We start from the raw sequence: 23048 nt of genomic DNA on the forward strand, positions 1-23048 counted from the left end.
GCAGGTAGGCTGAGAGAAATTTTCTCTGCCTCTGCGGTGGTCTGGAATGACTTGATCATCAGGCCAAACGCAGGCGTGCGGGAGGACGAGTTGTCTGTGAGATATGTGTTTTGGTTATTTCTGGCGGCGTAACCGGAAGAACTGGAATGCGGCATGCCATTGCATGATTTGCCCATCGAAAAACACCGCTTTGATGAGGCAACTACATGGACTTCACTCTCTCCCAGGAACATCAGGAATTTGCGGACAGCGTCGCGCGCTTTGCCAAGGACAAGCTCGCTCCCAGCGCGCTGGAGCGTGCACACTCGCCGCACTATCCGTGGGAGACCTCCAAGATGCTGTCCGAGCAGGGCCTGCTGGGCATCACGTTCTCTGAAGAAGACGGCGGCCAGGGCGGCACGCTGATGCATGCGGTGCTGGCGATCCAGCAAGTGGCGCTGCATTGCCCCAAGAGCGCGGACATCGTGCAGGCGGGCAACTTCGGCCCGATCCGCACGTTTGTGGAATACGCATCGCCCGAGCAGAAGCAGCGTTTTCTGCCCGATCTGCTGGGTGGAAAAAAACTCATCTCTTTGGGCATGACCGAGCCGGATGCGGGCTCTGCCGTCACCGAACTCAAGACCAGCGCCACGGAAGACGGTGACCACTACATCATCAACGGCAGCAAGGTGTTCTCCACGCATAGCCCCGAGGCCGAGCTGTTCCTGATCTACGTGCGCTTTGGCCCCGGCGTGGGCGGCATCGGATCGGTGCTGATCGAGAAGGGTACGCCCGGTTTTGTGGTGGGCCAGCCTTCGAGCTTCATGAACGGCGAGCAGTGGTCGCAACTGTATTTCGAGAACTGCCGTATCCCGAAGGAAAACGTGCTGCTGGGCGCGGGCGGTTTCAAGAAGCAGATTTCGGGCTTCAACGTCGAGCGTCTGGGCAATTCCTCGCGCGCTTTGGCGCTGGGCCGCTATGCGTTCAACCACGCCCGTGAACACGCGCTGACCCGCAAGCAGTTTGGCCGCGAGCTGTGCGAATTCCAGGGTCTGCAATGGAAGTTTGCCGACATGTGGATGAAGCTGGAGCAGGCGCAGATGCTGCTCTACAAGGCCGCGCTGGAAGGCGAAACCGGCCTGCCGAGTGCGCAGAGCACGGCCATGGCCAAGCTGGCTTGCAACATGGCGGGCTGGGAATGCTCCAACGAGGCGCTGCAGGTGATGGGCGGCATGGGCTTCAGCCAGGAAGCGCTGATCGAGTACTGCGTGCGCCGCACACGCGGTTGGATGATTGCCGGTGGCTCCATCGAAATTTTGAAGAACCGCATCGCCGAAGGCGTGTTCGATCGCACGTTCTCGCAGCGCGCCGCCAAGGCCTGAGGCCAAAAAACGTACCAAGCCGCCATGGCGCTGAACAGGCACGTCGATGTGCCTGTGGCAGCGCCTTCGACAACAGAAAATGGAGACCAACGTCATGAACAAGAGAAATCTCATCACCAAGCTGGCCCTGGCATCGCTGTGCGCTCTGGGTCTTTCCGCCGCACACGCCGCGCCCGGCGACAACTATCCATCGCGTCCTGTGAAGATCATCGTCGGCTTTCAGGCCGGTGGTCCTACCGATGTGACCGCGCGCCTTGTCGCCAAGGCGCTGCAGGATGAATTGAAGGGCGCTTTCATCGTCGAGAACAAGCCCGGCGCGACCAGCAACATCGCCTCCGAAATGGTGGCCAATGCGCACCCGGATGGCTATACGTTGCTGGTGGCTGCATCGCCGCTCACGATGAACAAGTATGTGTTCCCGCAGCAGAAGTTCGATCCGATCAAGAGCTTCGAGCCTGTGTCCAAGATTTCATCCGCGCCCGGCGTACTGGCGGTGAGCCCGAAGCTGCCGGTGAAGAACTGGCAAGAATTCGAGGCGCTGGCCAAGAAGAAGCCCGAGAGCCTGTCATACGGCAGCACGGGCCAAGGCGGCACGCAGCACATGGCGATGCTGCGTCTGGAGCAGCTCACGGGCATCAAAATGGTCCACGTGCCTTATGGCGGAACGACGGGCGTGATCAACGACCTGATGGGCAGCGTGATCGACGTGGCGTTCATGACATCGACCGGCGCGATGCCGAATCTGGAAGCAGGCAAGGTGCGCCCCATTGCGATCGCGGGGCCGCAGCGTCTGCCGGGCTTGCCGAATGTGCCCACATTCAAGGAACTGGGCGTGCCGGACATGAAGTCCGAATCGTGGAATGCGCTGCTGGCGCCTGCGGGCACACCCAAGCCGATCATCGACAAGCTGGCCGCCGTGATTCAGAAGGCCGTGAAGTCCAAGGCCTTCAAGGACACGCTGATTCCACAAGGTTCGATGTTGATCGGCAATTCTCCGCAAGAATTCAAGGCTGAGCTGAACGAGGAAGTGGCCTTCTGGGCCGACCAGTTCAAGAAAGCCAACATCGGAAACTGATCCGGGAACTGATATCCATGTCGAGTACACACTCCACCAACACCTCCGACCTGTGCAAGGCGCTGCTGTATCCGGGTAGCGTCGCGCTGGTCGGCGCATCCGACGACACCAAGAAGACGGGCGGTCGTCCCCAGCAGTTTCTGCGCCGCGCGGGCTTTGCGGGCAAGGTCTATCCGATCAACCCGAACCGCGCGCAAGTGCAGGGCGAGCAGGCCTGGCCTTCGCTCGCGGCGCTGCCTGAAGTGCCGGACACGGTCTTTGTGCTGTCGTCCACCGACACGGTGGTGGACACCGTGCGCGAATGCGCGCGCCTTGGCGTGAAGCTGGTGGTGATTCTGGCCAGCGGCTTTTCAGAGACCGGCCCCGAAGGCGCGGCGCGTGAAGAAGAGCTGCGCCAGATCGCCAGAGAAACCGGCATCCGCCTGCTGGGCCCCAGCAGCCTGGGCGTGGTCAATCCGTCCAACGGCCTGATGCTGACGGCCAATGCCGCGTTTGCCGAGCCCGACATGCCTTCCGGCAACGTGTTCGTCGCATCGCACAGCGGCAGCATGATCGGCGCACTGGTCTCGCGCGGCAAGGCGCGCGGCGTGGGCTTTGCGGGCCTGGTGTCGGTCGGCAGCGAGGTCGATCTGAGCGTCGGTGAAATCTGCATGGCGACGCTGGACGATCCCAAGATCGAAGGCTATGTGCTGTTTCTGGAAAGCCTGCACCACGGAGACAAGCTCAAGGCATTCGCGCGTGAGGCCGCCAAGCGCGGCAAGCCGGTGGTTGCGTACAAGCTCGGCCGATCGAGCGCTGCGGCAGAAATGTCCGCGACGCACACCGGCGCGTTGGCGGGCGAGGACGACATCGCCGATGCCTTCCTCAAGGATCTGGGCGTGGTGCGTGTCGAGATGCTGGAGACGCTGTTTGAAGTGATGCCGCTGGCCAAGAAGCTGCCGCTGGCGCGCAAGAGCGCAAGCAAGCGCGTCGGTGTGGTGACGACGACCGGCGGCGGCGCGGCCATGGTGGTGGACCAGCTCGGCATTCGCGATGTGACGGTGGAATCCGTCTCGCCCGAGACGCTGGCCAAGCTGCAGGCCGCCGACATTCCCGGCACCGCAGGCCGCGTGCTCGACCTGACGCTGGCAGGCACCAAGTACGAGGTGATGAAGAAGGCGCTCGACATTCTGCTGGAGGCATCGGAGTTCGATCTGGTGGTGGCGGTGGTCGGCTCATCCGCGCGCTTCAATCCCGATCTGGCGGTCAAGCCCATCATCGACAGCGCGAATCACGACAAGCCGCTGCTGGCGATGCTGGTGCCCGACGCGCCGAACGCGCTCGCGCAACTGACCGAAGCGCAGATTCCATGCTTTCGCACGCCCGAGGCTTGCGCCGACGCCATTGCATCGGTGTTCGCTCGCCGCCAGCCGGGGCAGGACGCGACAGCAGGTCAGGTTGCAGACACGCATTCGCTCAAGGAGTCCGATGCTTATGCGCTGCTCGACCAGTTGAATGTGCCGCACGCGCCCGCAGCCACGTTTGCAATGGATGCTGCGCCCACCGATCTGCCATTTGCTTATCCGGTCGTCGCCAAGGTGTGCTCCGCGCAGATTCCGCACAAGACCGAAGTGGGCGGCGTGGTGCTGGGCATCCAGAACGCCGAGCAGCTTGCGCAGGCCTTTGGCACGCTCAAGAAGAATCTGGCGGAACGCGCTCCGGACATCGCCTGCAACGAGGTGCTGGTGCAGCCCATGCGCCGGGGCCTGACCGAGGTGCTGGTGGGCTACCGCGTTGATGTGGATGCAGGCCCGATCATCATGCTCGCGGCCGGTGGCATCTGGGCCGAGGTGATGAAGGACCGCAGCATTCGTCTGGCTCCGGTGAGCGTTGACGTCGCGCGCGAGATGATCGGCGAAGTCCGCATGCTGCAGACCGTGGCTGGTTTGCGCGGCACGAAAAAGGGCGATCTGGAAGCACTGGCGCAGACCATCGCCAACCTGTCGCAGCTTGCCGTGCGACCGGACTTGAAGGTCAGCGAAGCCGAGGTGAACCCGCTCATGGTCATGCCCGAAGGCGAGGGCGTGCTCGCGGTCGATGCTCTGATTCTGCAGGCTTGACGGACCCATGTGCATGAGCGAAAAAATGCTCAATAAAGTGCTCAACAAACTGCCCGACACCATGCCTGCGGTCGCTCGCGATCTGCAGGGCAGGGCGCGCATGCGGACCACGCAACACACCACGCAAAATGCGGGCTGCACGGTGCAGTGGCGCGAGTGGGGGCCGCAGGACGGCATTCCACTCGTCGCGCTGCATGGCGGCCATGGCTCGTGGCTGCATTGGCTGCGCAATGTGGACGCGTTCGCCGACAAGTACCGCGTGCTGCTGCCCGATATGCCGGGCTTTGGCGACTCCACCGATTTCGACCTGCCCGCACGCGATCCGGCGCGGCTGGATGCGTTGGTGCAAGTGCTCCAACACGGCATCGAAGACCAGTTGGGACAGACGCCGTTTCATCTGATCGGCTTCTCGTTTGGTGGACTCGTCGCAGGCAAGGTCGCGCAGCGCATGCCGCAGATTCGCACGCTCAGCCTGCTAGGCAGCGCAGGTCACGGTCTGCGCCGTGCGAGCGAAGTGCCCATGCGCAATTGGCGCGAGTTCGAGGGCGAAGAGCGCGCATTGGTGCTCAAGGAAAACCTCAAAGCCTTCATGCTCGCGGGCGCGGCCGATGCGGACGCCTGCTGGATTCACGAGCAATCGTGCGAGAAGACGCGCTTTTACAGCAAGACCTATTCGCGCGGTGCTTTGCTGGCCGACGTTCTGCCCGATGTGCATGCGCCCATGTTCATGCTCTGGGGCGAAGAGGACGTGACCGCCGAGCCCGTGAAGGCGGCGGAATTTCTCGCACAGAACCGCCAGGAGCGCGAGTGGACGACCATTCCGAACGCCGGGCACTGGGTGCAGTACGACGCGGCCTCCACCGTCAACGTGCTGCTCAATTACTGGCTCGCCCAGCGCTGAGCCCACACTGGAGCGCGCCTCTGGCGCTCCTACAATCAAGCCATGTCGAAAAAGCTGCCTCCGCTCAATCCCCTGAAGGTTTTTGACGCCGTCGTGCGCACCCAGAACCTCACCAAGGCCGCGCAGGAGCTGCACATCAGCCAGTCCGCGGTGAGCAAGCAGCTCAACGTGCTGCAGACCTATCTCGGCATCGAACTCTTTCGCCGCGAGCGCCACGGCATCAGCCTCACGCAGGCCGGCGTGCTCTACGGCGAAGAAATCGCTCCGGCCTTCGAAGCCATCTCTAAGGCCACTTCCAGCATCATGCGCAGCGGCTCGGACAACACGCTGCGCATCCAGACCTACACCACCTTCGCTGCCAAATGGCTGATCCCGCGTCTGTCGGATTTTCATGCGCGCTACAAGGACATCTCGGTCGTCATCACCAACTCGGTCAAGCCCGTGGACTTCGACCGCGACAACGTAGACCTCGCCATCCAAATGGGCAACGGTGCATGGCAAGGGCAGGACGCCGACTTCCTTTTCGAGGACATCATCGAGCCTGTCTGCAGCCCCGACTTCTTCAAGAAACACGCGCCCGATTCCGCCTACCCACGCGCATTGCTGCGCACCTGCCTGCTGGTATCGCACTACCGCCAGGACGACTGGCCCACCTGGACCCGTCTGTGCCGCTACGACGAAGACATAGCGAGCACCGAACGCATGCGCTTCAGCACCTCCGTGCTCACATGGCAGGCAGCCGTCGAAGGCCTCGGAATCGCCATCGGCCAGACCTCCTTGCTCGCCGACGATTTGAAAGCACAGCGACTGGTGCGCCCATTCAGCCTGCCGGTGCGCACCGGCGCGTCGTACTACCTCGTGCGCCCGCAACTGCAGCGGCATGCACGCAAGGTGATGTTGTTCAGGGATTGGATCAAGGAGCAGGTAGCGTGGTCCGCTGCTTGCACAACGGGGATGCAGCCAACGGTTGCGACGATGCGGTAGCGGATGCCGCGCAAGCGCGTTGAAAGCATCCACCCATGGTTCAACGCATCCGGGCGCCTTGAAATGGCTCGCGTCAGCCATTGAAGCTCGCAGCGCTTGAATTGATTCCTCGCGCGATTTGAAGGAACGGCCTCTCTTGACAAAAGGAGAGGCCGTTTTTTTCAAACTGAGTACGAGCGTATGGGCATCAAAGCTGCATCAGCCTTGACGATTTCCCATATGAAGCACATGTTTAATTAATGCAAGCTATTGAAAATCCGAAGTCAATATCGAATAAGCTCAAGTGAAGATACAGGTAAATTGTGTGTGTTGTAAATTTTTGTGTAAATTTACAAATATCGCAAATGATTGATTTGTAGCTTGGCCATCAGACAAGCCGACCAGACCAGGAACAAGAGCGGGAGCTACATGCAGACTTTCAAAAAATTCTTCTACAGCCTCGCGCTTTTGCTGGTGGCGTTGGTATCGGTTTTGGCGGCGCCCAATGCGATGGCGCAGGTGTTGAAGGTCAGTCAGTCTTGGCCGGATCGCCCATTCGCAGCCGGTCAGGTGGTGAACTTCAGTGTCACGATCAACAACATCGGCACGGTGAATGCGCCAAATGTGCGCTTGATCAACACGACAACGGCAGGCATTTTTTCGTCGGTCAACTGGACTTGCACTTCAACTTCACCCACTGGCCAAACGTATTGCAATACCTTCAGCGCTACTACAGCGTCCACAACGACGCCTGTTGTGAGCATTCTGGAGCCAGGGACGAATATCGTCTTCAATGGTGTCGCGACCGTGGTGTCGCCCGTGGCCGTGCCACAAAACAATAATGCTTACACGAACAACATTGTTCGTCCAGAGTAACGGCAATGCTTCGTTTTGCAGGAACTTTTCCAATCAGACGGTGGCATGCAACAAGACAACCAGTCTGGGTGTTGCCCTTGATACCGCGAAGCCCATTCCCACGCTGACCTGTGCATCAGACCCTGCGATCTTCAACACCGGGATCAACAACGTCAGGGCCGATTCGGACAATACAGGTTACACATCAACGAGTACCAAAAAGCCTGCTAATGCGTATGACGACCACTGGTCCTACATCCGCACGAAAAATGATGTGACCACATCGTCGAGTGCTGCCAATCCCAACCCCTTGCCCTCCGATCTCACTGAGTTCAATTTGGCGGCGTATCAGCGTGCAGTGGTCGGCAATAAAGTAGTGGGCACATGGATCGCCTCAACCTTTCCCAACGCAGAGTGGCTGGGCTTTTGGGATTTCACAGGCAATGACAATCTGGACCAGCCTCCCTATTTCGCACGTAACTACACCATCTTCCGCTACCAGTTCAATATCGCCAGCCAGGAAGTTGCTGATCAATTCAATGTGACCTTGAATGGGAGCACGGACGACTTCTTGCGTAGAGTTTTTGTCAACGGAACTTTGGCACTTGATTACTCTGGGATCAATCCAGCCGCGCCGCACAGTGGCGTAGGCGGTTTTTCCGCAGGCAACAAGGTGACGTTCCAGTTGGGCAGCGGCTTGTGGCAAGTAGGTACCAACAGTATCTACCTTCTGATTGCGAACCTGACGGACCCATCAGGTCTCTTGCTGCAAGCCAACGAGACGGCATTGTGTCAACCCAAATTGAGTGTGACAAAGCAGGCGGTCAACAGCAATGGCACGCCATTCACAGGCACGGTGACCAATGGTTCGCCGCTGTACTACGACATCAAGATCGCCAATTACGGCACGGTGGACGCTTCAAATACAACACTGACCGATCTGATGCCAACGGGCTTCACTACCTCCACAGCGGCAACCTGTAGTGTTCCCAGGGGGGCGTTGGCTGTTTGCCCATCCGTCATTCAGACTCCTGCTGGTGGATACATCTTCAATCAGCAGGCTTTGAAGACCACATCAGGAGGTATCACCACGGGGGCCTTGCCGGCAGGCAGTCAGATGACATTCCGAGTGAGTGGATCATTCACCTCCAATGTGCCAACCCCAGTGAATGTGATCACCAATACAGCCACCATCACGCCACCCTCGAGCTTCAGTTGTGCGGCGGTGAACGGTGTGACGCCGTGCTCTTCGTCCGATACGGTGTCGACGAATCCGCTGATTGCTGTCACCAAAGATGTGCAGGAGACCGGGCCACTCTATCCCGGTCAGACCGCCAACTATCTGATCCGTGTAATGAACAAGGGCGGCTTCGCGCTCACCAATGTGGTGGTCAGCGACCCGCTTCCTGCGGGCTATGCGTCTGCCACATGGTATTGCCAGAAAGCAGCCGGAGACCAGACTCCGTGTCCCACGGGAACAAGTGCGGGAGGTTCCCTGGGGGCAGGAGGTACTTTGACTTCCACCATTGCCTCGCTGCCTGCGGGCAAGAGTCTGGAGTACGTCGTGCAGGCGCTGGTCCAGGACGAGAACACCTTGGTGAACACAGTGTCCACCAACAACACGGTGACGGTGACACCAAGCAACGCAACCTGGTTGTGTCTGGATCCCAATACGGGTTTGGACAAGGCCAAGCCTTGCACTTCGTCGGCTCCGATCCTGCTCGTTCCCAAGGCCAAGCTGGCCATCACCAAAACAGTTCCAGCGACTCCGACGGTCTACTACGCAGGCAACACTGTGAGCTACACCGTGACGGTGAAGAACGTGGGCGGAGGGCCGATCGGCAATGTGAAGGTGGACGACACCGTTCCCGGCAGCTTCAGCAGCGTGACATGGTCTTGCTCGCCTTCGGCCAACCCCATTTGCGATCCGGCGACCTTTCCGGGCATGAGTACCGGATCGACCTTGGCGGTGACAGGTTTGAGCCTTGCCGCGAGCGAATCGGTCGTCTTCACCGCACAGGCCGTGGTGGGTAGCGTCTCTGGTGTCAATGGTGTGACCAACATTGCCACGGCCAGCTCGACCAGCACAACGGCTCCCTGGACTTGCGCGGACATGGCGGGCGTGGTCGATGCTGCCAAGCCGTGCTTGGCTAGCGTGCTAGTGGTTCTGTCGGCTACGCCGCAACTGGGCATCACCAAATCGGCTTCAGGCCCAGGTCCTTTCTACCCAACGAATCAATTCACCTATACCGTGCGCGTCGAGAACAATAGCTCGGTGGCGGCCTCGAACGTGACGGTGACGGATCCACAGTCTGGCGCATCCAACTTCTCCAGCGTTGTTTGGGCTTGCACGGCCTCCAACGCCGCGTTGTGCAATGGATTCGCGAGCACTGGCGCTCCTTTGAGCTGGAACTTGCCTGCAGCGCTTCCCGGCGCTGGCGGTTGGATTCAATTTGTGGCCACTGCGACAGTCGCTCCGCGCAGCACGGTTGCGACGGTTCCCAATACCGCTCAGGTGACAGCCGCTGCCCCCTGGACTTGTGCGACTCCACTGGATTCATCAAACCTGTGCACGGCCACCGCCAATGTGACGCTGTCGCCCAATGCGGGGGTCTCCATCGCCAAGGCGATTGCAGCGACGCCGACACCGCCCAGCATCTACTACACGGGCGATACGGTGCACTACACCATCACAGTCAGCAGCACCACACCTGTGGCGCTGAGCAATGTGTTGGTGACCGACGCACTGCCCACGCCAGACTTCGCGAGCGTGAACTGGACATGCTCATCCTCGGTCAGCGCGAATACGTTCTGCTCGGGCTTCAGCAGCTCGGCGCTGACGCTGAATGCGACCCTCCCGACTTTGGCGGGCAATGAAGTTGTAGTGTTCACCGGCGCAGCCAAGCTGGGCACAGTCGATGGCTCCAAGGCCAGCCTGCCCAATACGGCGACGGTGGCGCCATCGGCGACCAATCCGCCTTGGGCATGCGCTGCAAGCGGGTGCTCGGCATCGGTGCCGATCACGCTGTCGGCCAAGCCGCAGCTCTCGATCGTGAAGGCGATTGCCACTACGCCCACGCCGCCCGCCGTTTACTACACGGGCGATACGGTGAACTACACCATCACGGTCACCAACCCGAGCACCGCCATTGGTGTGAGCGATGTGCTGGTGACGGACGCGTTGCCCACGCCGGACTTCGCGAGCGTGGTGTGGTCTTGCACGGCGAGTGCGGCCACCAACACGTTCTGCACCACGTTCAATGCGGATACGACAGCCAACACCGCGCTCTCGCTGGGCACGACCATTCCGTCGCTGGGCAAGGGTGAGTCGGTGGTGTTCACCGCCAAAGCCAAGCTGGGCACGGTGGATGGAAGCAAGGCCACCTTGCCCAATACCGCAGAGGTGAAATCCACGAGCACCACCGTGCCGTGGGAATGCGTGCCAGCCACGACAGGCGCTTGCCAGTCCACGGTGCCGGTCAACCTGTCGGCCACGCCCAAGCTGTCCATCGAGAAACTGGTGACCGGTGGAGTCGGCCCGTACTACAGCAACCAAGATGTGACCTATACCATCACGGTGAAGAACCACGGCCCGGTTGCGGTGAGCGACATGCTGGTGAACGACACATTGCCAGCGGCCTTCGCCAGCGCGGCCTGGACTTGCGCAGCGAACGGCACGTCCGCTTGCCCCACCTTCAGTCCCACAGGGTTGGCACTGAGCGTGAGTGATCTGGCGTTGGCACCCAATGACTCGGTCACCTTCACGGCGGTGGCCAAGCTGGGCAGCATCACAGCCAATGTGAACGGTGTGGCCAACACGGCCACCGTCGGAGCCATCACCAAGTCCGGCAAACTGACCAAGGCGGCCACCACCACGTTTGCCTGCGTGGCAACCGACGGTACGACAGCGTTGACGATGCCGTGCCAATCCACCGCGCTGATCAATCTGGCGGTCGACCCACAACTGGCCATCGTCAAATCGGTGACCACCACAGCCACCACCTACTACGCGGGCGACGCGGTGAGCTACGCAATCAAGGTCTCCAACCCCGGCAACGTCGCGCTCACCAATGTGGATGTGACGGACACGTTGGTCACGGGTCTTGAGGCCGGCACGTGGAGCTGCGTGCCAGGTGCCACCACGCCATGCCCAAGCGGCATGCCAAGCGGTGCGGCGCAGGTGCTCGCCGTGATGCTGCCTTCGTTGGCTGCGGGCGAGACGGTGACTTTCAACGTGACCACCAAGGTGAGTGCGACGCCTCCGGCCAGCATTCCGAACACGGCCACGACCAAGTCGTCGGACGCGCAGACCAAGTGCGTTGGTGGCGCATCAATGGCAATGCCTTGCGTTTCCTCTGTCAGCATCACCACCGGCACCAAGCCAGCAACGGGCGATCCCAAGCCAGTGCCGCTGGACCAACCCTGGATGCTTGCGCTGATGTCGTTGGCACTCATCGGCACGGCAGGGGCCATTCAGCGCCGCCGCGCTCGTAGCTCGGCGCATGGCAAACGTTGATCCGGGCTGCGCTGGCAGATGTCGCTTTGAGGATCGAATGATGCTTTGAGCCACTCAACCAGCCTGCCTGGAGATGCTTCAGGCAGGCTGCGCTCCACGCAAAACGGCGGTACTTGAAAACAAGTGCAGCCGTTTTTTCATTCTCAAGTTCGTCCATGTGACACAGGCACTTTGCCCGTCAGCTCACCGCTGCCCCACACTCCGGTCCTTGCGCCATTCCTGCGGAATGAACTCGTACAGCGGCGTTTGGTCTCGCACGAAGAGCAGCGGGGTGGGCTGGGTCGAGAAGCTCAGGATAGCGCCTTCCGCCGTCACGTCCATGCTGGCGAGTTGGCGCATCCAGGCGATGTTGACGGAGCCGCCGGGGGCCGGGCGGGAGTAGATGAGTTCGAGCATGCGGCGGGCTGGTTGGTAGCCGGCTGCGGCGGCCATCTGGTAGAAGCGGATGGCTTCGGTGTAGTTCGATGGCACACCGTCGCCGCGGTGATAACGGCGGGCTTGGGCGAACCAGTCTTCGGCGCGGTCGTTTTTGGATTTGCTGTTGTCGGGCTGCTGTGCTTGTTCGATGCGCACGCTCAGCAGTTTGGCGTTCGATGCGGCGGCAGGCGAGCGTTTGGACGCGGTGGTGAATTGCTGCATCGCCAGCTCGTAGCGCGATGCGGCGACGTTGCCCAGCCCCAGTTCGTTGATGGCCGAGGCATTGCCTGCTTGCGCTGCTTGCTGCAGCAGTTGCATGCGCTGCGCTTCGGGGCTGGAGTGGGGGGCTTGCGCACCGCCCATGCCGCCTGCGCCGTGCACGGGGGCCATGCGTTCCTGAAGGCTCCAATCGAGAAACAGCGACAGGCCGGGGTTGGCGCTTTTGAGTGGCCCGAGATAAGGGCGCGCATTGCGCGGAGCCGGTGGGCCGCTGCAGCCGTCGATTTCGCACCAGGCCAGACCTGCATTGCCCATGGGCTCGTTCAATGCTTTGGCACGCTCGAACCATTTTTGCGCTTGTGTGCGGTCGACAGGTGCGTGTTCGCCATGCAGCAAGAGCAGGCCAAGCAGCCATGAGGTGCGCGCCGCCAAACGCTCTGCGGCGCTGCCGCGTTTGGCGTTGGTGAGGGCGGTGGCTTCGAGTTTGCGGATGCGCTCGGCGTCGGTGTCGTTTTCGTCCGGGTCCATCAGCTTGGGCGCGGCGGATCCGGGTTGGCCCGATGGTTTGATGGGCGGAGGTGCTACGGATGATCCTGCAGGCTGGATGGTTCCGGGTCTTGCCACACCGGCGGGCTGGACAGGCGCTTGTTGACCGTTCGATGTGTTCGGGGCCTGTATGGGCGCGCCGGGAATGGCACGCGTGACGGCTTGGGCTGGGCTGGCCTGGCTCATCAGAGCCAGCAGCACAGACAGACACAACACAGGCAAGCGGGGCGTCGTGGAGCCAAGGCGCAGGCTGGCGGCGGCGAAATCTTGGCGCATCTGCTCCTCCTCTGGTGAACGGGCTTGTCGTCTGCTTCAGGTGGCCCGGATCGGGCCGGGCTCTTTGTCGGTCAGGTGATCAACCTGCGGCCAGCGATGCTCAGGTCGTGGGCGCGGGCTTGAGGGCCGTGGGTTGCTGCTGCGCGGGCTGAGCACGCTTGGGAATCACGCGCCATTGCACCTCGGCCTTGGAGAAGGGCTCGTCACCCAGTGCATGGCGGAAGGCCTTTTCCACATCTTCGATGGAGCGGTAGCCGGGAACGTTGACCACACCAGCGCCTTGCAGCGGAGCAGGCAGCTTGTCCATCACGTCTTCGGCGGTGGCCAGGCACGCCAGGCGTTCGGTGCCGGGCTGGCTTGCATCCATGATGAAGGCGGGGTTGGGCACCAGCCAGTCGGGCAGGCGAAGCACGGTGTTGGCTGAGACCAAAGAGTTCGGATTCACGTTGTTGGGCGTGAGGCGCATGACGTTGCCGACAGCATCGTTGAAGTAGCAGTAGACATGCGAAGCGCGCGACACGGTGGCGGCAGCGAAGACTTGCTCGCCGACTTCGAAGGTGGGCTTCTCGCCGGGCGGCAAGGGGTTCTTGATCTGCAGATCGATGTCGCGTTCCAGCGCGGTGGTCGATGCGAGCTGCAGTTCCTTGGCGTTCTTGACCGGCAGGTAACCCGCGTAGGTCTTGGTTTCTGGCGCACCGCCGCTCGGGCCGGACGGCGTCCAGCCGATCTGCTGCATGCGTCCCGAGTTGTCGAGCACCACGAAGCGGTTCAGCGCACGTTCGTAGGTGCGGAAGTCCATGGTGCCGTTGGGGACCAGACCATTGTCGGTTTGAAAGCGCGAGAGCGCATCGCGCAGTTCGCGTGAATCCTTGTCGAGCATTTCGGTGCCGGGTGCGATATAGCCTTGTGCGATGAGCGAACTCTGAATCAGTTTGGCCTGCGCGACGCCGCCGCTTTCGAGGTACCAGTCACGCATCTGGCGTTGGAAATCAGGATGGGTCTGATCGAGCGTGAGGCATTGCCAGTAGGGCACGCGCGACCATTTGCCAACCAGTTCGATGGTGGCCAGATCGACCAGCGTGCGCATGGCGCCACCGGCACCTTGCGCATAGTCTCGGCCCACGTTGAAGGTCACACCATACGTGCCGATGCGGCCCGCCAGATCAAGGCCCTGACCACCGCCGCCGATCACCACTTCGTTGGCCGAATCGAGACCGGGAATCAGCGTGCGGGTGCGGAAATCGCCCACGTGCATTTCCAGCCCGATCACCGTGGCGCTGCGGCTGTCGCTCACGCCCAGATCGATGCGCGGCCCCGAGAGCCCCGCATCGCGGCGGTTGCTGATGACGTTCTGGTCGACGAAGGCAATGGCACCGGACATGTACAGCGCAGGGCGCTGCAACTGCATCTGGTTGTTGTTGAGCAAAATGGTGGTGAGGTTCTGCACCGTGTCCTGCTGAACGATGTTGACCTCGTAGTCCACGTAGCGGAAGGCATTGGAGCGGCGCGACATCTGCGACAGCGCCGTGATGATCATTTCCTTGATGCCCACCGGCACGCGTGTGGAGTAGTCGGTGAACTGCTTGCTGGTGATGAGCGTGGTGGGCAACTGCGCTGCACGCAGCATTTCATCCATGCACATCAGCGAATCGGAGAAGCTGGAGATTGAGCGCACGGGGCGAATCACCGGACGATCGGCGAGGAGGGCGGTCTCTTGGTAGGCCGCATCCTTGCGCGGGTCCATCGGCGTCGTGCATGCGCCAAGAAAAAGCACACTTGCTGCACAAGCCAGCCAGGACCAACGTCGCGCCGAGCCTCTGGGTGAAGCCTTGTCGTGCGAGATTGAAGTACCGTGAGTCATGGCGTGCCTCCCTTGTTTGTGCAGCAGTGAGAGTGTGTTTTGTGGCTTGGTTCGAGTCGCACTGCGGGTGTCGAAACCAGGCTTCGGCGACTGCCCTTGTCACGCTGTCCTCAACGGATGACGTGAGTTCCCTCCAGTCGCTCGAATCCTCTTTGCAAAACCAGTTTCAGAAACAGACGTTGACCATGTCTCCGCGCAAGACGACGACTTGGTCACCCGACGCGCTGACGGTGCCCTTGGCAGCTCCAACGGCGGATGCCGTCGCAGTGCTGCCAACGGATTGCGAGCAGGTCACCTTGCTGCCCTGTGTATTGACGGATTGCACTACATCCTTGTCGGTGTAGATGCCCGTGGTGTCGGCAGAAAAAGCTTTTGCCGTGTAGCGAGACATCTTGGCCTGTTGCCAAGCTGGTATGCCCAGATCATGGGTGATCTGGTTGCTTGCCTTGTTCTGGTTCAGCGGCAACATCTGCACCTTGACCTCCTTGTTCAGAACAATGGGGTCTTCGCCAGGTGCCTGAGCCAGCGTACACAGAGGTGCACTCAGACAGACAGCCGTTGCCATCAGCAAATAACCGCGGATGCGGTGGTTCATGATGCGGCCTCCTCAAGAGTTGAAGAAAGAGAAGACATCGGGTCGCCAAAACCCGATGTCACCCTGGCTGTCAGTGGCAGCGACCACCTGGGCAAGGATCTTCCGCGCAAGCATCGTTGGACGAGATGTTCTGCACGGCTGTCGAGAGCGAGCCCTTGGCCAGATTGATGGCGGCGGAGCGGCCGGTCAGACTGGCGTACTGGTACGAGGTGGCGTTGGCAGCCACAGTCACATTGCCGAAGTTCGACGCAATGTTTTGTGTTGCCTTGGCACCTGCGCCATCAGCCATGTTGGAGATCATTGCCTTGTTGGCGTTCACGTATTGTGTGGACGTGCCCTTGATGTCCACTTCGCCATTGTTGCTGGCGATGTTCTGACGTGCCACCGAGTAGTCGCCCTTGGCTTCGTTGCGAACGTCGGTTTCCTTGAGGTCGGCGGTCTGGTAAGACTTGCCGGAGCCGAAGACTTCTACGTCTGCCGCATTGCTGGCCACATTCTGCAGGGCCTTGTTGTTGGTGCCCGATGTGTTCTTGACGGTACTATCGTTTGCGTACGTCTTTTGTTCGCTCACACCGGAAATGGTGATGGAACCTGGACGCACGGGGCCTGCTGCAAAAGCTGCGCTGGCAACGGCTGTCAAAGCGATAAATGCAATAGCTTTCATGACTGTCTCTCCTGTAACGTGTCGTGAAAACCGCGTATCCGGATGGTTTGTGGTGGACCAGACACTGCGGCGGAATGGACAAATGCATTTGTTGAACCCTCGTGCATTTGTCTGGCTTCAGTGTCTGTTGCAGTTGGTTTGGTAGTAATCACCAGAAATGGGTAGCCAGAATCTGCCTGGCCGACAGGCCTGCAAGGCCTTGTCCCACAGAGAATCCGCCGTTCTTTGCTGTGGACCGATGGGTAGTGATGGTGCAAAAACTGGTGAGTGACTGTGTGTAAGAAGCGCAATTCAAAGAAAGAAAGAGCCAAAGTTCCGTTTTGAATGTATCGAGCGCTTGAAAAGTGAATCAGAAAATTGAAATTGCAGTGGTTAACAATTCAAAAAATGTCTTGATTCAGGCAATTAAGTTACCGAATACTTCTTTTTTATATCTCGCACAGAGTGTGTTTGCGCGTTTTCATACCTAATTATGGGTAGTTTATATTTGTAACTTCAGCAGTTGAATATTAATTTTCTCGAAGACGCTGGATAATTGTTATCAATTCATTTAACGTGACAGCACTGCATAGCGAACCTGAATTGATCTCGCATACAAATTAGTAAATTTCTGGGATCATGGGGTCGCTACTCGAAATCTACTAGTGAGGGATGGAGGGAAAGATGTCATATCTTGGATTGTTTGGAAACGCAAGCAGTGACGGGCCAGTGGCGCAGCCCGGTGTCTTGCCAGAACGTGCGCGCGGCAGCAGCTCGATGATCTGGCCCAATTTTCTGGTGGGGCAAGACGAGAAGCCCGTGCGGGTCATCCTGATCGATGACGACGAACACATGCAACGTGTGGTCGCGCAGGAGTTGATGGAGGATGCGCGTACGCTGCTGGTGGGCATGGCATCCAGCGTGAAGGAAGGGCGCCGACTCATCAAGCAGCATGAATTCGACGTGATGCTGGTCGATGTGAATCTCAACGATGGACTGGGCTTTTCGCTGATCGAGCTGATGAAGTTCCAGCGGCCTTCGGCCGAGGCCATCATGTTCTCCATCATGGAGAGCGATGAACAGGTGCTGCGTGCATTCGAAGTGGGTGCCACGGGTTATCTGGTCAAGCATTCCTGGTTTGGCAACTATCCGCAGGCCGTGCTGCAGGTGGCCAATGGCGGTGCGTACATCACGCCGCATCTGGCGCGTCGCCTGATTCAGAAATTCGACGCGCGCAACAGCTCGGCGCCTCGCGCTTCCAGCGGCCGATCGAGCGAATCGGAGTTGCTTTCCGAGCGCGAAAAGGAAGTGCTGCGCAACGTGGCCAACGGCTACACCAGCGCAGAGATCGCGACGCGGCTGGAGATCAGCATGCTCACCGTGAATTCGCACATCAAGAACATTTACCGCAAGCTGCGTGTGAAGACCAGGGCGCAGGCGGTTCAGTTCGCTGCGCTGCGAAAGCTGTTCTAAGTTGCCAACGCGTCGTCGTGTGTTCGCAGCACACGACCAACGGTGTCGCAAAGGCTAACCATGGTTCACGTCAGTCATCTGGCCATCCTCATTTTTTGCATGCTTGCATGGTTGCTGCAGTTCGTGCTGAGGCTGATCTGGCTTTCTCAGAACGTATCGGGAGACAGCGTCTGGCCGTGGATGCTGAGGCTGTCCTTCATGTTGGATCTTCTGGTCGGGGGGGCCTTGGTGCTGCTGCTGGTTCGCGCGCTCTACTGGCATCCGCGCAGCAAGGCGCAAGTGGCGGCGGCTGTGCGCAAGGAGCGCCAACGCATTGCGCGCGAGCTGCATGACCAGGTGGGCTCGCAACTCGTCAATGCGATGATGTTGTTCGACTCGAAAGAAGACAAGACGCATCCGGTCGTGCAGACACTGGAGCAGTGCATGCTGGATCTGCGTCTGCTCGTCGATGTGATGGGCGATCAAAAGGGCAATCTTGCCGAAAAGCTGGGCACGCTGCGCCACCGCTTGCAGCCAGTGCTCGACAAGCGCGGCATTCAACTCTACTGGGTGGTGAACGCAGAACCCGCCGACCAACTGCCCACGGGCATGCGTGCACGCGAGCTGTGCCGTCTGGTGCAGGAGGCCATCAGCAATGTGCTGCAGCATTCCAAGGCATCGCAGTTGATGGTCGAGTTGCGTCCTTTCGTCGAGGGAAGCGATGGCGACTGGCTGCTGCGCGTGGTGGACAACGGGGTGGGCCTGCAGCAGAGCGCGCGCGATGGCTATGTCGGTCGCGGTCTGGCGCACATGAAGCGGCGCGCGGCCAAGGCGGGGGGCACGCTGAGCATTGTCTCCGAAGGAACTTCGGGCACGCAGATCATCGTGGTGGTCAGCAGCAAAGACTTCGTGCCGACGGTGTCGACTGCCTGACGGCTGCTCTTTGGCTGTCATTCGCCGCCATGCGATGAATGATCAAGAACGCCGCCAGCCACAGTCAATGCGCTGAGACGGGCTGAATCTATGCTTCTTTCACGCGTCAACCGTGCACACGGTCCATGACGTGCATGAAGCACCAAGTGCAGCACTACACCGTCTCAGGAGACTTTCCATGGATTCCGCCATCGCCCCCCATCTGCGGTGCCCACGCACCCGCACGCGCCGCATCGAAGAAGATTACCAACCGCCGTTTCCCGCTTGGTCGGCACGCGGCGACGCGAGTCGGACGCGCATGGTGGTGGGCATGTTCGGCGTGCAGTCCAAGGGCGTCCAGCAGCGCGAAACGGCCCTTGCAGCGCTGCGCAGAATGCAGACGCAGATGCGCTTTCCCGATGGTTCACTGCATCACGATGTGGCGCACGCGCTGGATGCCGATGGCTTCGACAACCATGTGCTGATCGCCTATTGGTCCGACCCGGTGGCGTTCATGCGTTGGCAGAATTCCGACGTGGTGCGCATCTGGTGGGAGTCCGAGGCACGCGAGAACGAGGGTCTGGGCTACTTTCGCGAAATTCTTTGCCCGGGAATGACCCATTTCGAGACGCTGTTCAGCACAACTGGCCCACTGGAAGGGGCTGCTGTGACCATGGGGCAACTCAGCGACGAGGTGCAGGAGCATGGTTACTGGGGGTCGATGCGTGACCGCATCCCCCACTCGCAGCATGACGCGCTGCTGCCTGCGGGCTTTCGCACCATCGTCGCGCCGACGACAGCATCGGGGCGGCGGGTGCGCGTGACGGGCATTCGAATATGGCATGGATACGTTCAGGACAGGATTGGGGAGAGACGCAGGGGAAGGAGCGCTTGTTGTATCTGGAGGAAATGGAGCCCATTTTGCGCGAGGGCATGGGCTTTCTGAGCGAGCAGGGCGTGGGCATCGGCTGCTACAGCAACCGCTACATGCACCACATCAGCAGTCAGGGAGAAGTGCAGGAGAAGTCGTTTGGCCTGAGCTTCTGGCGCTCATTGGCCGACATGGAGCGCTGGGCGGAATCGCACCCGACGCATGTGTCCATCTTTGGTGGATTCATGCGCTATGTGCAGACACTCAACTTCGATTTGAAACTGAAGCTCTATCACGAAGTGGCCGTGCTGGCTCCCGATGAGCAGCAGTATGAATACATCAACTGCCATCCACGCACCGGCCTCATGGCGGGGCTTATGGTCTGCCAGGCTTCGTGACGGCGGCGAGCAGGGCCTTGCAGTTCGCATCGTCCTGCGCCGCCGGCACGGTGACCGGCACGAGTGCGAGCGCCACCGGCGCGGCCACGGCGGCGATGACGGCTGCGCCCGCTCGCAGGATCAGCGGGCCTTTTTCCAGACCCACGTTGGGCTCGGCAAAGCTGCCTTTCACATACAACGGCGTGCGCAGCGAGAAGAACTTCCACTTGAGCGATTCGGGCTTGATGTTCAGGTCCAGCGTCTCGTTCTTCAAGTTGATGCTGCCCGTGGCTTCGATGATGGCTTCTTCGGTGCTGAGCTTGGCCACGCGCGTGGTGGCCAAGCCATCGCGCACGGCGAAGTCCGCAACCGCGCAGCGCAGCTGAACTTCCTTTTGCGCGCCGAAGAGTTTGGTGACGATGACGCTGCCCAGATTGAGCGCCGCCAGATCAAGCATTTCCTTGCTGAGCATGCCATCGCGCACGAACAGCTTGACCTCGCCAGTGCTGCCGCCCAGCATGCTCGCCACCGAATTGCCTTGCGTGACCAGCGAGAAAGCACCGTCGAGTTGGCCGAAGCTCTTTTTCATCAGCTCCACTTTGGGGAACAGCGCGCCCAGTTGCAGATCGTTGGCCGAGCCGTTCAATCGCACCTTGAGGGACTTGTTGCGGCTGTCCAGAACGAGGTCCGCGTTGATCTTGCCCTTGGCCACGCCAAAGCGCAGCGGCGACAGGCTCAGTTGCGCATCCTTGAGCACAGCGCGCGTGCTGAGGTTCTCGATCGGCAGATTGGCAGGGCGCACGATCTTCTCGCCAGTGAATGCGATGTCCAGATCCATGGCATTCCAGCGCCCGGTGTCGAAGGGCGTGTCGGGCAGCACGCGGCCCTTGCGGCGCAAGGCGACCTCCTGCGTGGACGAGTTGCCGACCAGCGGGCCCAGATCGACCAGCCGCAGCTTCTTGGACAGCATGCGGCCTTCGAGGCGAGGGCGCGGCTGGGCGGAGGTGTAGGTCAAGCTGCCATGCAAGTCGCTTGCGCCGACGACGCCATCGAAGTCCCGGTATTCCCAGATCGCTTTACCGGGGCCGAGATCGCCGAGCAGGCGTCCCCGTGTCTTGAAAGCGGGCGTGCTCGGCAACACCAGACCCGTGAGCGGATAAAGATCCGCCATGCTTGCGCCGCGCAGCGACACCTGCATGTCCAGCCCCGAAAGCTCGCGCGGATTGGCCAGAATGCCTTCGGCCTCGGCGCGCAACGAGCCCGCTTGCAGCTTGAGGTGAATCGGGTAGTCAAGCGATGTCTTGCGCAGCGAAAGAATCGGTCCGGCAAGCCCTTCGCCTTCGATGCGGGCCTTGCCGTAGCGGCCTTGCAGTGTCATATGAACGCCGTACTGAGGGCGGCTTTCGTCCTTCGCGTCCTGCTCGTTCTCATCGTCTCCCTCTGGCTCGAACGTGTCGATGTAGGCACGAACCGCCAGATCCTTGGCACCATCGGCATAGCCAAGCCAACCGCCGCGCACGATGAGCTGGCCCAGACTCAGACTCCACGGTTCACTGGCTGGCTGACTGGACTGCTTGAACTCCCAATTGGTCTCGCCTTGTTGGTTGCGCGCCAGTGCGATGTCCGGTGCAGTCAGCACGATGGTGTCGAGCGCAATCGTTCGCTGGAGCAGCGGCAGCAGACGCAATGTGGCGGTGGCGCGCGCGATGGTCAGCATGGTGGAAGGCGTGCGCGGCGGCGCTTCGACGTCGAGCGCCGCGCGTTCGCGTTGCATCAAACGGCGGGCGTCTTCGGCATCGGCCTGCTCGCTGGGGGCGTTGTCGACAGCGCCCGCCAAGAGATTGCTGACCAGATGGGGCGAGGGCGCTGACGTGGATGCGACAGATGCAGCGGCAGCGGCGGATGCCGGCCGGGCGGCAGAGGCCGCAAGCGCCGAGGGTTTGCCGGAAGGCCGTGTCTTGGCCGGGAGCGCGGGCAAATCGGCCTGGCCGCGCGCGGGTTCGTCCTCCACCAGAAATCCTTCTGGATTGCCCAGAAGAATGTTCTGTGCCTGCACCGTGACGCCGGGAATCCAGCGCCTGAAGCCCTGTTCGAGCGGCTGCGGCCAGTGCCAGTCCGCCGACAGATCGCCTTCGATCCTGAACTCTCTCCCCGTGCTTTTGCTCACCTGCTGCGCGACCCAGGGACGCGCGCTGTTCCAGTCCCAGTGGGTGATCACGACCATTGCCAGCAGCATCAGCAGCACACAACCCACAAGCAAGCCCACCAACCAACGCAAGGCACTGAAGCCGCGCTGTGAAAGCCGTGACCTGTTGCCGGTCGCGGCGTTGAAATGGATGCTCGTTTTTGCCATGGAGGTCAATTGGTGATTGTCGTGAGTGAAGTGGTTGCAGTCGGTGGGCCGAGCGAAATCCTATGCGCTGAACCAGCCGGGTCATAGCCAAGGCGTAACGAAGCTGTCAATGAGAACTGCTCAGAATTTGTTGCACTTAACTGAAACATCCTTGATGTAACTGCCTTCTCAGAGGCGGTTTTTACAAATTCAGGGACTGTTGGATTCCGCACGAACCCAACAAAGATTTCAGGATGAAAGCGGTTTTTACGTAACTGTCACAAGTTTGTTTGATTAATAATGTCTATTAATCTCTCATAATGGTAGCTATCATGATTCCTCTCACTAGCGAAAAGGTGCAAGGCGTCCTGGATGACGCTACGTATACCGCGACCCTGTGCATGGCTCGCGACGGGAAGCATTTTTTCTTCAGCGCGATCTCGGTGGACGGGTCTGTGGTGAACGCCCCCAACAAGCGCTGGAACAGCCGACAGGCGGCCATGCATGCGCTGGCCGACATTGCGGCAGCCAACCGAAACCCGGAAGGTGCGGCGGCAGCCTCGCCATTTCTTGGGCTGACGGATGACTTGCTGTTTCTTACTGAAGACCCGCTGATCGGCGACACCGAGCCGGAGCCGGAGACAGTCGCGCCCGAGCCCTTGGCCGAAATGGGCACGTCAAGAAAGACAAGGTCTCGCAGGAAAGTGCCTCCAACGCATTGACGGCGGCGCTTGGGAGCGTTCCTCGGTACGCTCCCAAGGCGGCTCTACAATCGCC

The 23048-nt window shown here is 60.4% G+C and carries 15 protein-coding genes and 1 pseudogene; 11 read left to right on the forward strand and 5 right to left on the reverse strand.

Annotated elements, in window-relative coordinates:
* Positions 1-206: 206 nt before the first annotated feature.
* The 7 genes from G7048_RS22990 to G7048_RS23020 all read left to right on the forward strand — a co-directional run bounded on the left by G7048_RS22990 (position 207) and on the right by G7048_RS23020 (position 11770).
* On the forward strand, positions 207-1361 hold the full coding sequence (locus G7048_RS22990) for an acyl-CoA dehydrogenase family protein (RefSeq protein WP_166070356.1): 1155 nt from the start codon (positions 207-209) through the stop codon (positions 1359-1361).
* Between the two features lie 94 nt (positions 1362-1455).
* Complete coding sequence (locus G7048_RS22995; protein ID WP_166070357.1) at positions 1456-2436, forward strand: tripartite tricarboxylate transporter substrate binding protein; 981 nt, start codon at positions 1456-1458, stop codon at positions 2434-2436.
* 17 nt (positions 2437-2453) lie between these two features.
* Positions 2454-4535 carry an acetate--CoA ligase family protein gene (locus G7048_RS23000; protein ID WP_166070358.1) on the forward strand — a complete coding sequence of 694 codons (2082 nt, stop codon included), beginning with the start codon at positions 2454-2456 and terminating at the stop codon, positions 4533-4535.
* Between the two features lie 25 nt (positions 4536-4560).
* Positions 4561-5436 carry an alpha/beta fold hydrolase gene (locus G7048_RS23005; protein ID WP_166070359.1) on the forward strand — a complete coding sequence of 292 codons (876 nt, stop codon included), beginning with the start codon at positions 4561-4563 and terminating at the stop codon, positions 5434-5436.
* A 42-nt stretch (positions 5437-5478) separates the two neighbouring features.
* On the forward strand, positions 5479-6420 hold the full coding sequence (locus tag G7048_RS23010; protein WP_166070360.1) for a LysR substrate-binding domain-containing protein: 942 nt from the start codon (positions 5479-5481) through the stop codon (positions 6418-6420).
* A 408-nt stretch (positions 6421-6828) separates the two neighbouring features.
* Positions 6829-7275, forward strand: coding sequence for a hypothetical protein (locus tag G7048_RS23015; RefSeq protein ID WP_166070361.1), 447 nt, complete (start codon positions 6829-6831; stop codon positions 7273-7275).
* A gap of 787 nt (positions 7276-8062) precedes the next feature.
* The gene (locus G7048_RS23020) at positions 8063-11770 is read left to right on the forward strand and encodes a hypothetical protein (RefSeq protein ID WP_240933362.1); all 3708 of its coding nucleotides are present in this window, start codon (positions 8063-8065) and stop codon (positions 11768-11770) included.
* A 183-nt stretch (positions 11771-11953) separates the two neighbouring features.
* Here the strand turns inward: G7048_RS23020 and G7048_RS23025 are convergent, their stop codons facing one another.
* From G7048_RS23025 to G7048_RS23040, 4 genes are all read right to left on the reverse strand, one after another.
* Entirely contained in the window at positions 11954-13228 is a 1275-nt protein-coding gene (locus G7048_RS23025; protein ID WP_166070363.1) for an SEL1-like repeat protein, read from the reverse strand.
* Between the two features lie 100 nt (positions 13229-13328).
* Entirely contained in the window at positions 13329-15089 is a 1761-nt protein-coding gene (locus G7048_RS23030; RefSeq protein ID WP_166070364.1) for a DUF4384 domain-containing protein, read from the reverse strand.
* Positions 15090-15255: 166 nt separating this feature from the next.
* Positions 15256-15684, reverse strand: coding sequence for a hypothetical protein (locus G7048_RS23035; protein WP_166070365.1), 429 nt, complete (start codon positions 15682-15684; stop codon positions 15256-15258).
* Between the two features lie 70 nt (positions 15685-15754).
* The gene (locus tag G7048_RS23040; RefSeq protein ID WP_166070366.1) at positions 15755-16348 is read right to left on the reverse strand and encodes a hypothetical protein; all 594 of its coding nucleotides are present in this window, start codon (positions 16346-16348) and stop codon (positions 15755-15757) included.
* Between the two features lie 756 nt (positions 16349-17104).
* Between G7048_RS23040 and G7048_RS23045 the strand changes: the two genes are divergently transcribed.
* The 3 genes and pseudogenes from G7048_RS23045 to G7048_RS23055 all read left to right on the forward strand — a co-directional run bounded on the left by G7048_RS23045 (position 17105) and on the right by G7048_RS23055 (position 19960).
* Positions 17105-17800, forward strand: a complete 696-nt coding sequence (locus tag G7048_RS23045) for a response regulator transcription factor (protein WP_240933364.1) — start codon at positions 17105-17107, stop codon at positions 17798-17800.
* 60 nt (positions 17801-17860) lie between these two features.
* Entirely contained in the window at positions 17861-18712 is an 852-nt protein-coding gene (locus tag G7048_RS23050) for a sensor histidine kinase (RefSeq protein ID WP_166070368.1), read from the forward strand.
* A 310-nt stretch (positions 18713-19022) separates the two neighbouring features.
* Positions 19023-19960, forward strand: a pseudogene (locus tag G7048_RS23055) (phenylacetaldoxime dehydratase family protein).
* Here the strand turns inward: G7048_RS23055 and G7048_RS23060 are convergent.
* Positions 19938-22292 carry an AsmA family protein gene (locus tag G7048_RS23060; protein WP_166070369.1) on the reverse strand — a complete coding sequence of 785 codons (2355 nt, stop codon included), beginning with the start codon at positions 22290-22292 and terminating at the stop codon, positions 19938-19940. The pseudogene G7048_RS23055 and the gene G7048_RS23060 sit on opposite strands and share 23 nt — an antisense overlap.
* A 311-nt stretch (positions 22293-22603) precedes the next feature.
* Between G7048_RS23060 and G7048_RS23065 the strand changes: the two genes are divergently transcribed.
* Entirely contained in the window at positions 22604-22993 is a 390-nt protein-coding gene (locus G7048_RS23065) for a hypothetical protein (protein ID WP_166070370.1), read from the forward strand.
* The last annotated feature ends 55 nt before the right edge of the window (positions 22994-23048 follow it).

The organism is Diaphorobacter sp. HDW4B (assembly GCF_011305535.1).
Lineage (GTDB): Bacteria > Pseudomonadota > Gammaproteobacteria > Burkholderiales > Burkholderiaceae_C > Diaphorobacter_A.

What these genes read in the sequence shown, in the direction of transcription:
- G7048_RS22990 (WP_166070356.1), top strand. Translation starts at nt 207, where the DNA reads ATGGACTTCACTCTCTCCCAGGAACATCAGGAATTTGCGGACAGCGTC.
- G7048_RS22995 (WP_166070357.1), top strand. Translation starts at nt 1,456, where the DNA reads ATGAACAAGAGAAATCTCATCACCAAGCTGGCCCTGGCATCGCTGTGC.
- G7048_RS23000 (WP_166070358.1), top strand. Translation starts at nt 2,454, where the DNA reads ATGTCGAGTACACACTCCACCAACACCTCCGACCTGTGCAAGGCGCTG.
- G7048_RS23005 (WP_166070359.1), top strand. Translation starts at nt 4,561, where the DNA reads ATGCTCAATAAAGTGCTCAACAAACTGCCCGACACCATGCCTGCGGTC.
- G7048_RS23010 (WP_166070360.1), top strand. Translation starts at nt 5,479, where the DNA reads ATGTCGAAAAAGCTGCCTCCGCTCAATCCCCTGAAGGTTTTTGACGCC.
- G7048_RS23015 (WP_166070361.1), top strand. Translation starts at nt 6,829, where the DNA reads ATGCAGACTTTCAAAAAATTCTTCTACAGCCTCGCGCTTTTGCTGGTG.
- G7048_RS23025 (WP_166070363.1), bottom strand. Translation starts at nt 13,228, where the DNA reads ATGCGCCAAGATTTCGCCGCCGCCAGCCTGCGCCTTGGCTCCACGACG.
- G7048_RS23030 (WP_166070364.1), bottom strand. Translation starts at nt 15,089, where the DNA reads ATGACTCACGGTACTTCAATCTCGCACGACAAGGCTTCACCCAGAGGC.
- G7048_RS23035 (WP_166070365.1), bottom strand. Translation starts at nt 15,684, where the DNA reads ATGAACCACCGCATCCGCGGTTATTTGCTGATGGCAACGGCTGTCTGT.
- G7048_RS23040 (WP_166070366.1), bottom strand. Translation starts at nt 16,348, where the DNA reads ATGAAAGCTATTGCATTTATCGCTTTGACAGCCGTTGCCAGCGCAGCT.
- G7048_RS23045 (WP_240933364.1), top strand. Translation starts at nt 17,105, where the DNA reads ATGATCTGGCCCAATTTTCTGGTGGGGCAAGACGAGAAGCCCGTGCGG.
- G7048_RS23050 (WP_166070368.1), top strand. Translation starts at nt 17,861, where the DNA reads ATGGTTCACGTCAGTCATCTGGCCATCCTCATTTTTTGCATGCTTGCA.
- G7048_RS23060 (WP_166070369.1), bottom strand. Translation starts at nt 22,292, where the DNA reads ATGGCAAAAACGAGCATCCATTTCAACGCCGCGACCGGCAACAGGTCA.
- G7048_RS23065 (WP_166070370.1), top strand. Translation starts at nt 22,604, where the DNA reads ATGATTCCTCTCACTAGCGAAAAGGTGCAAGGCGTCCTGGATGACGCT.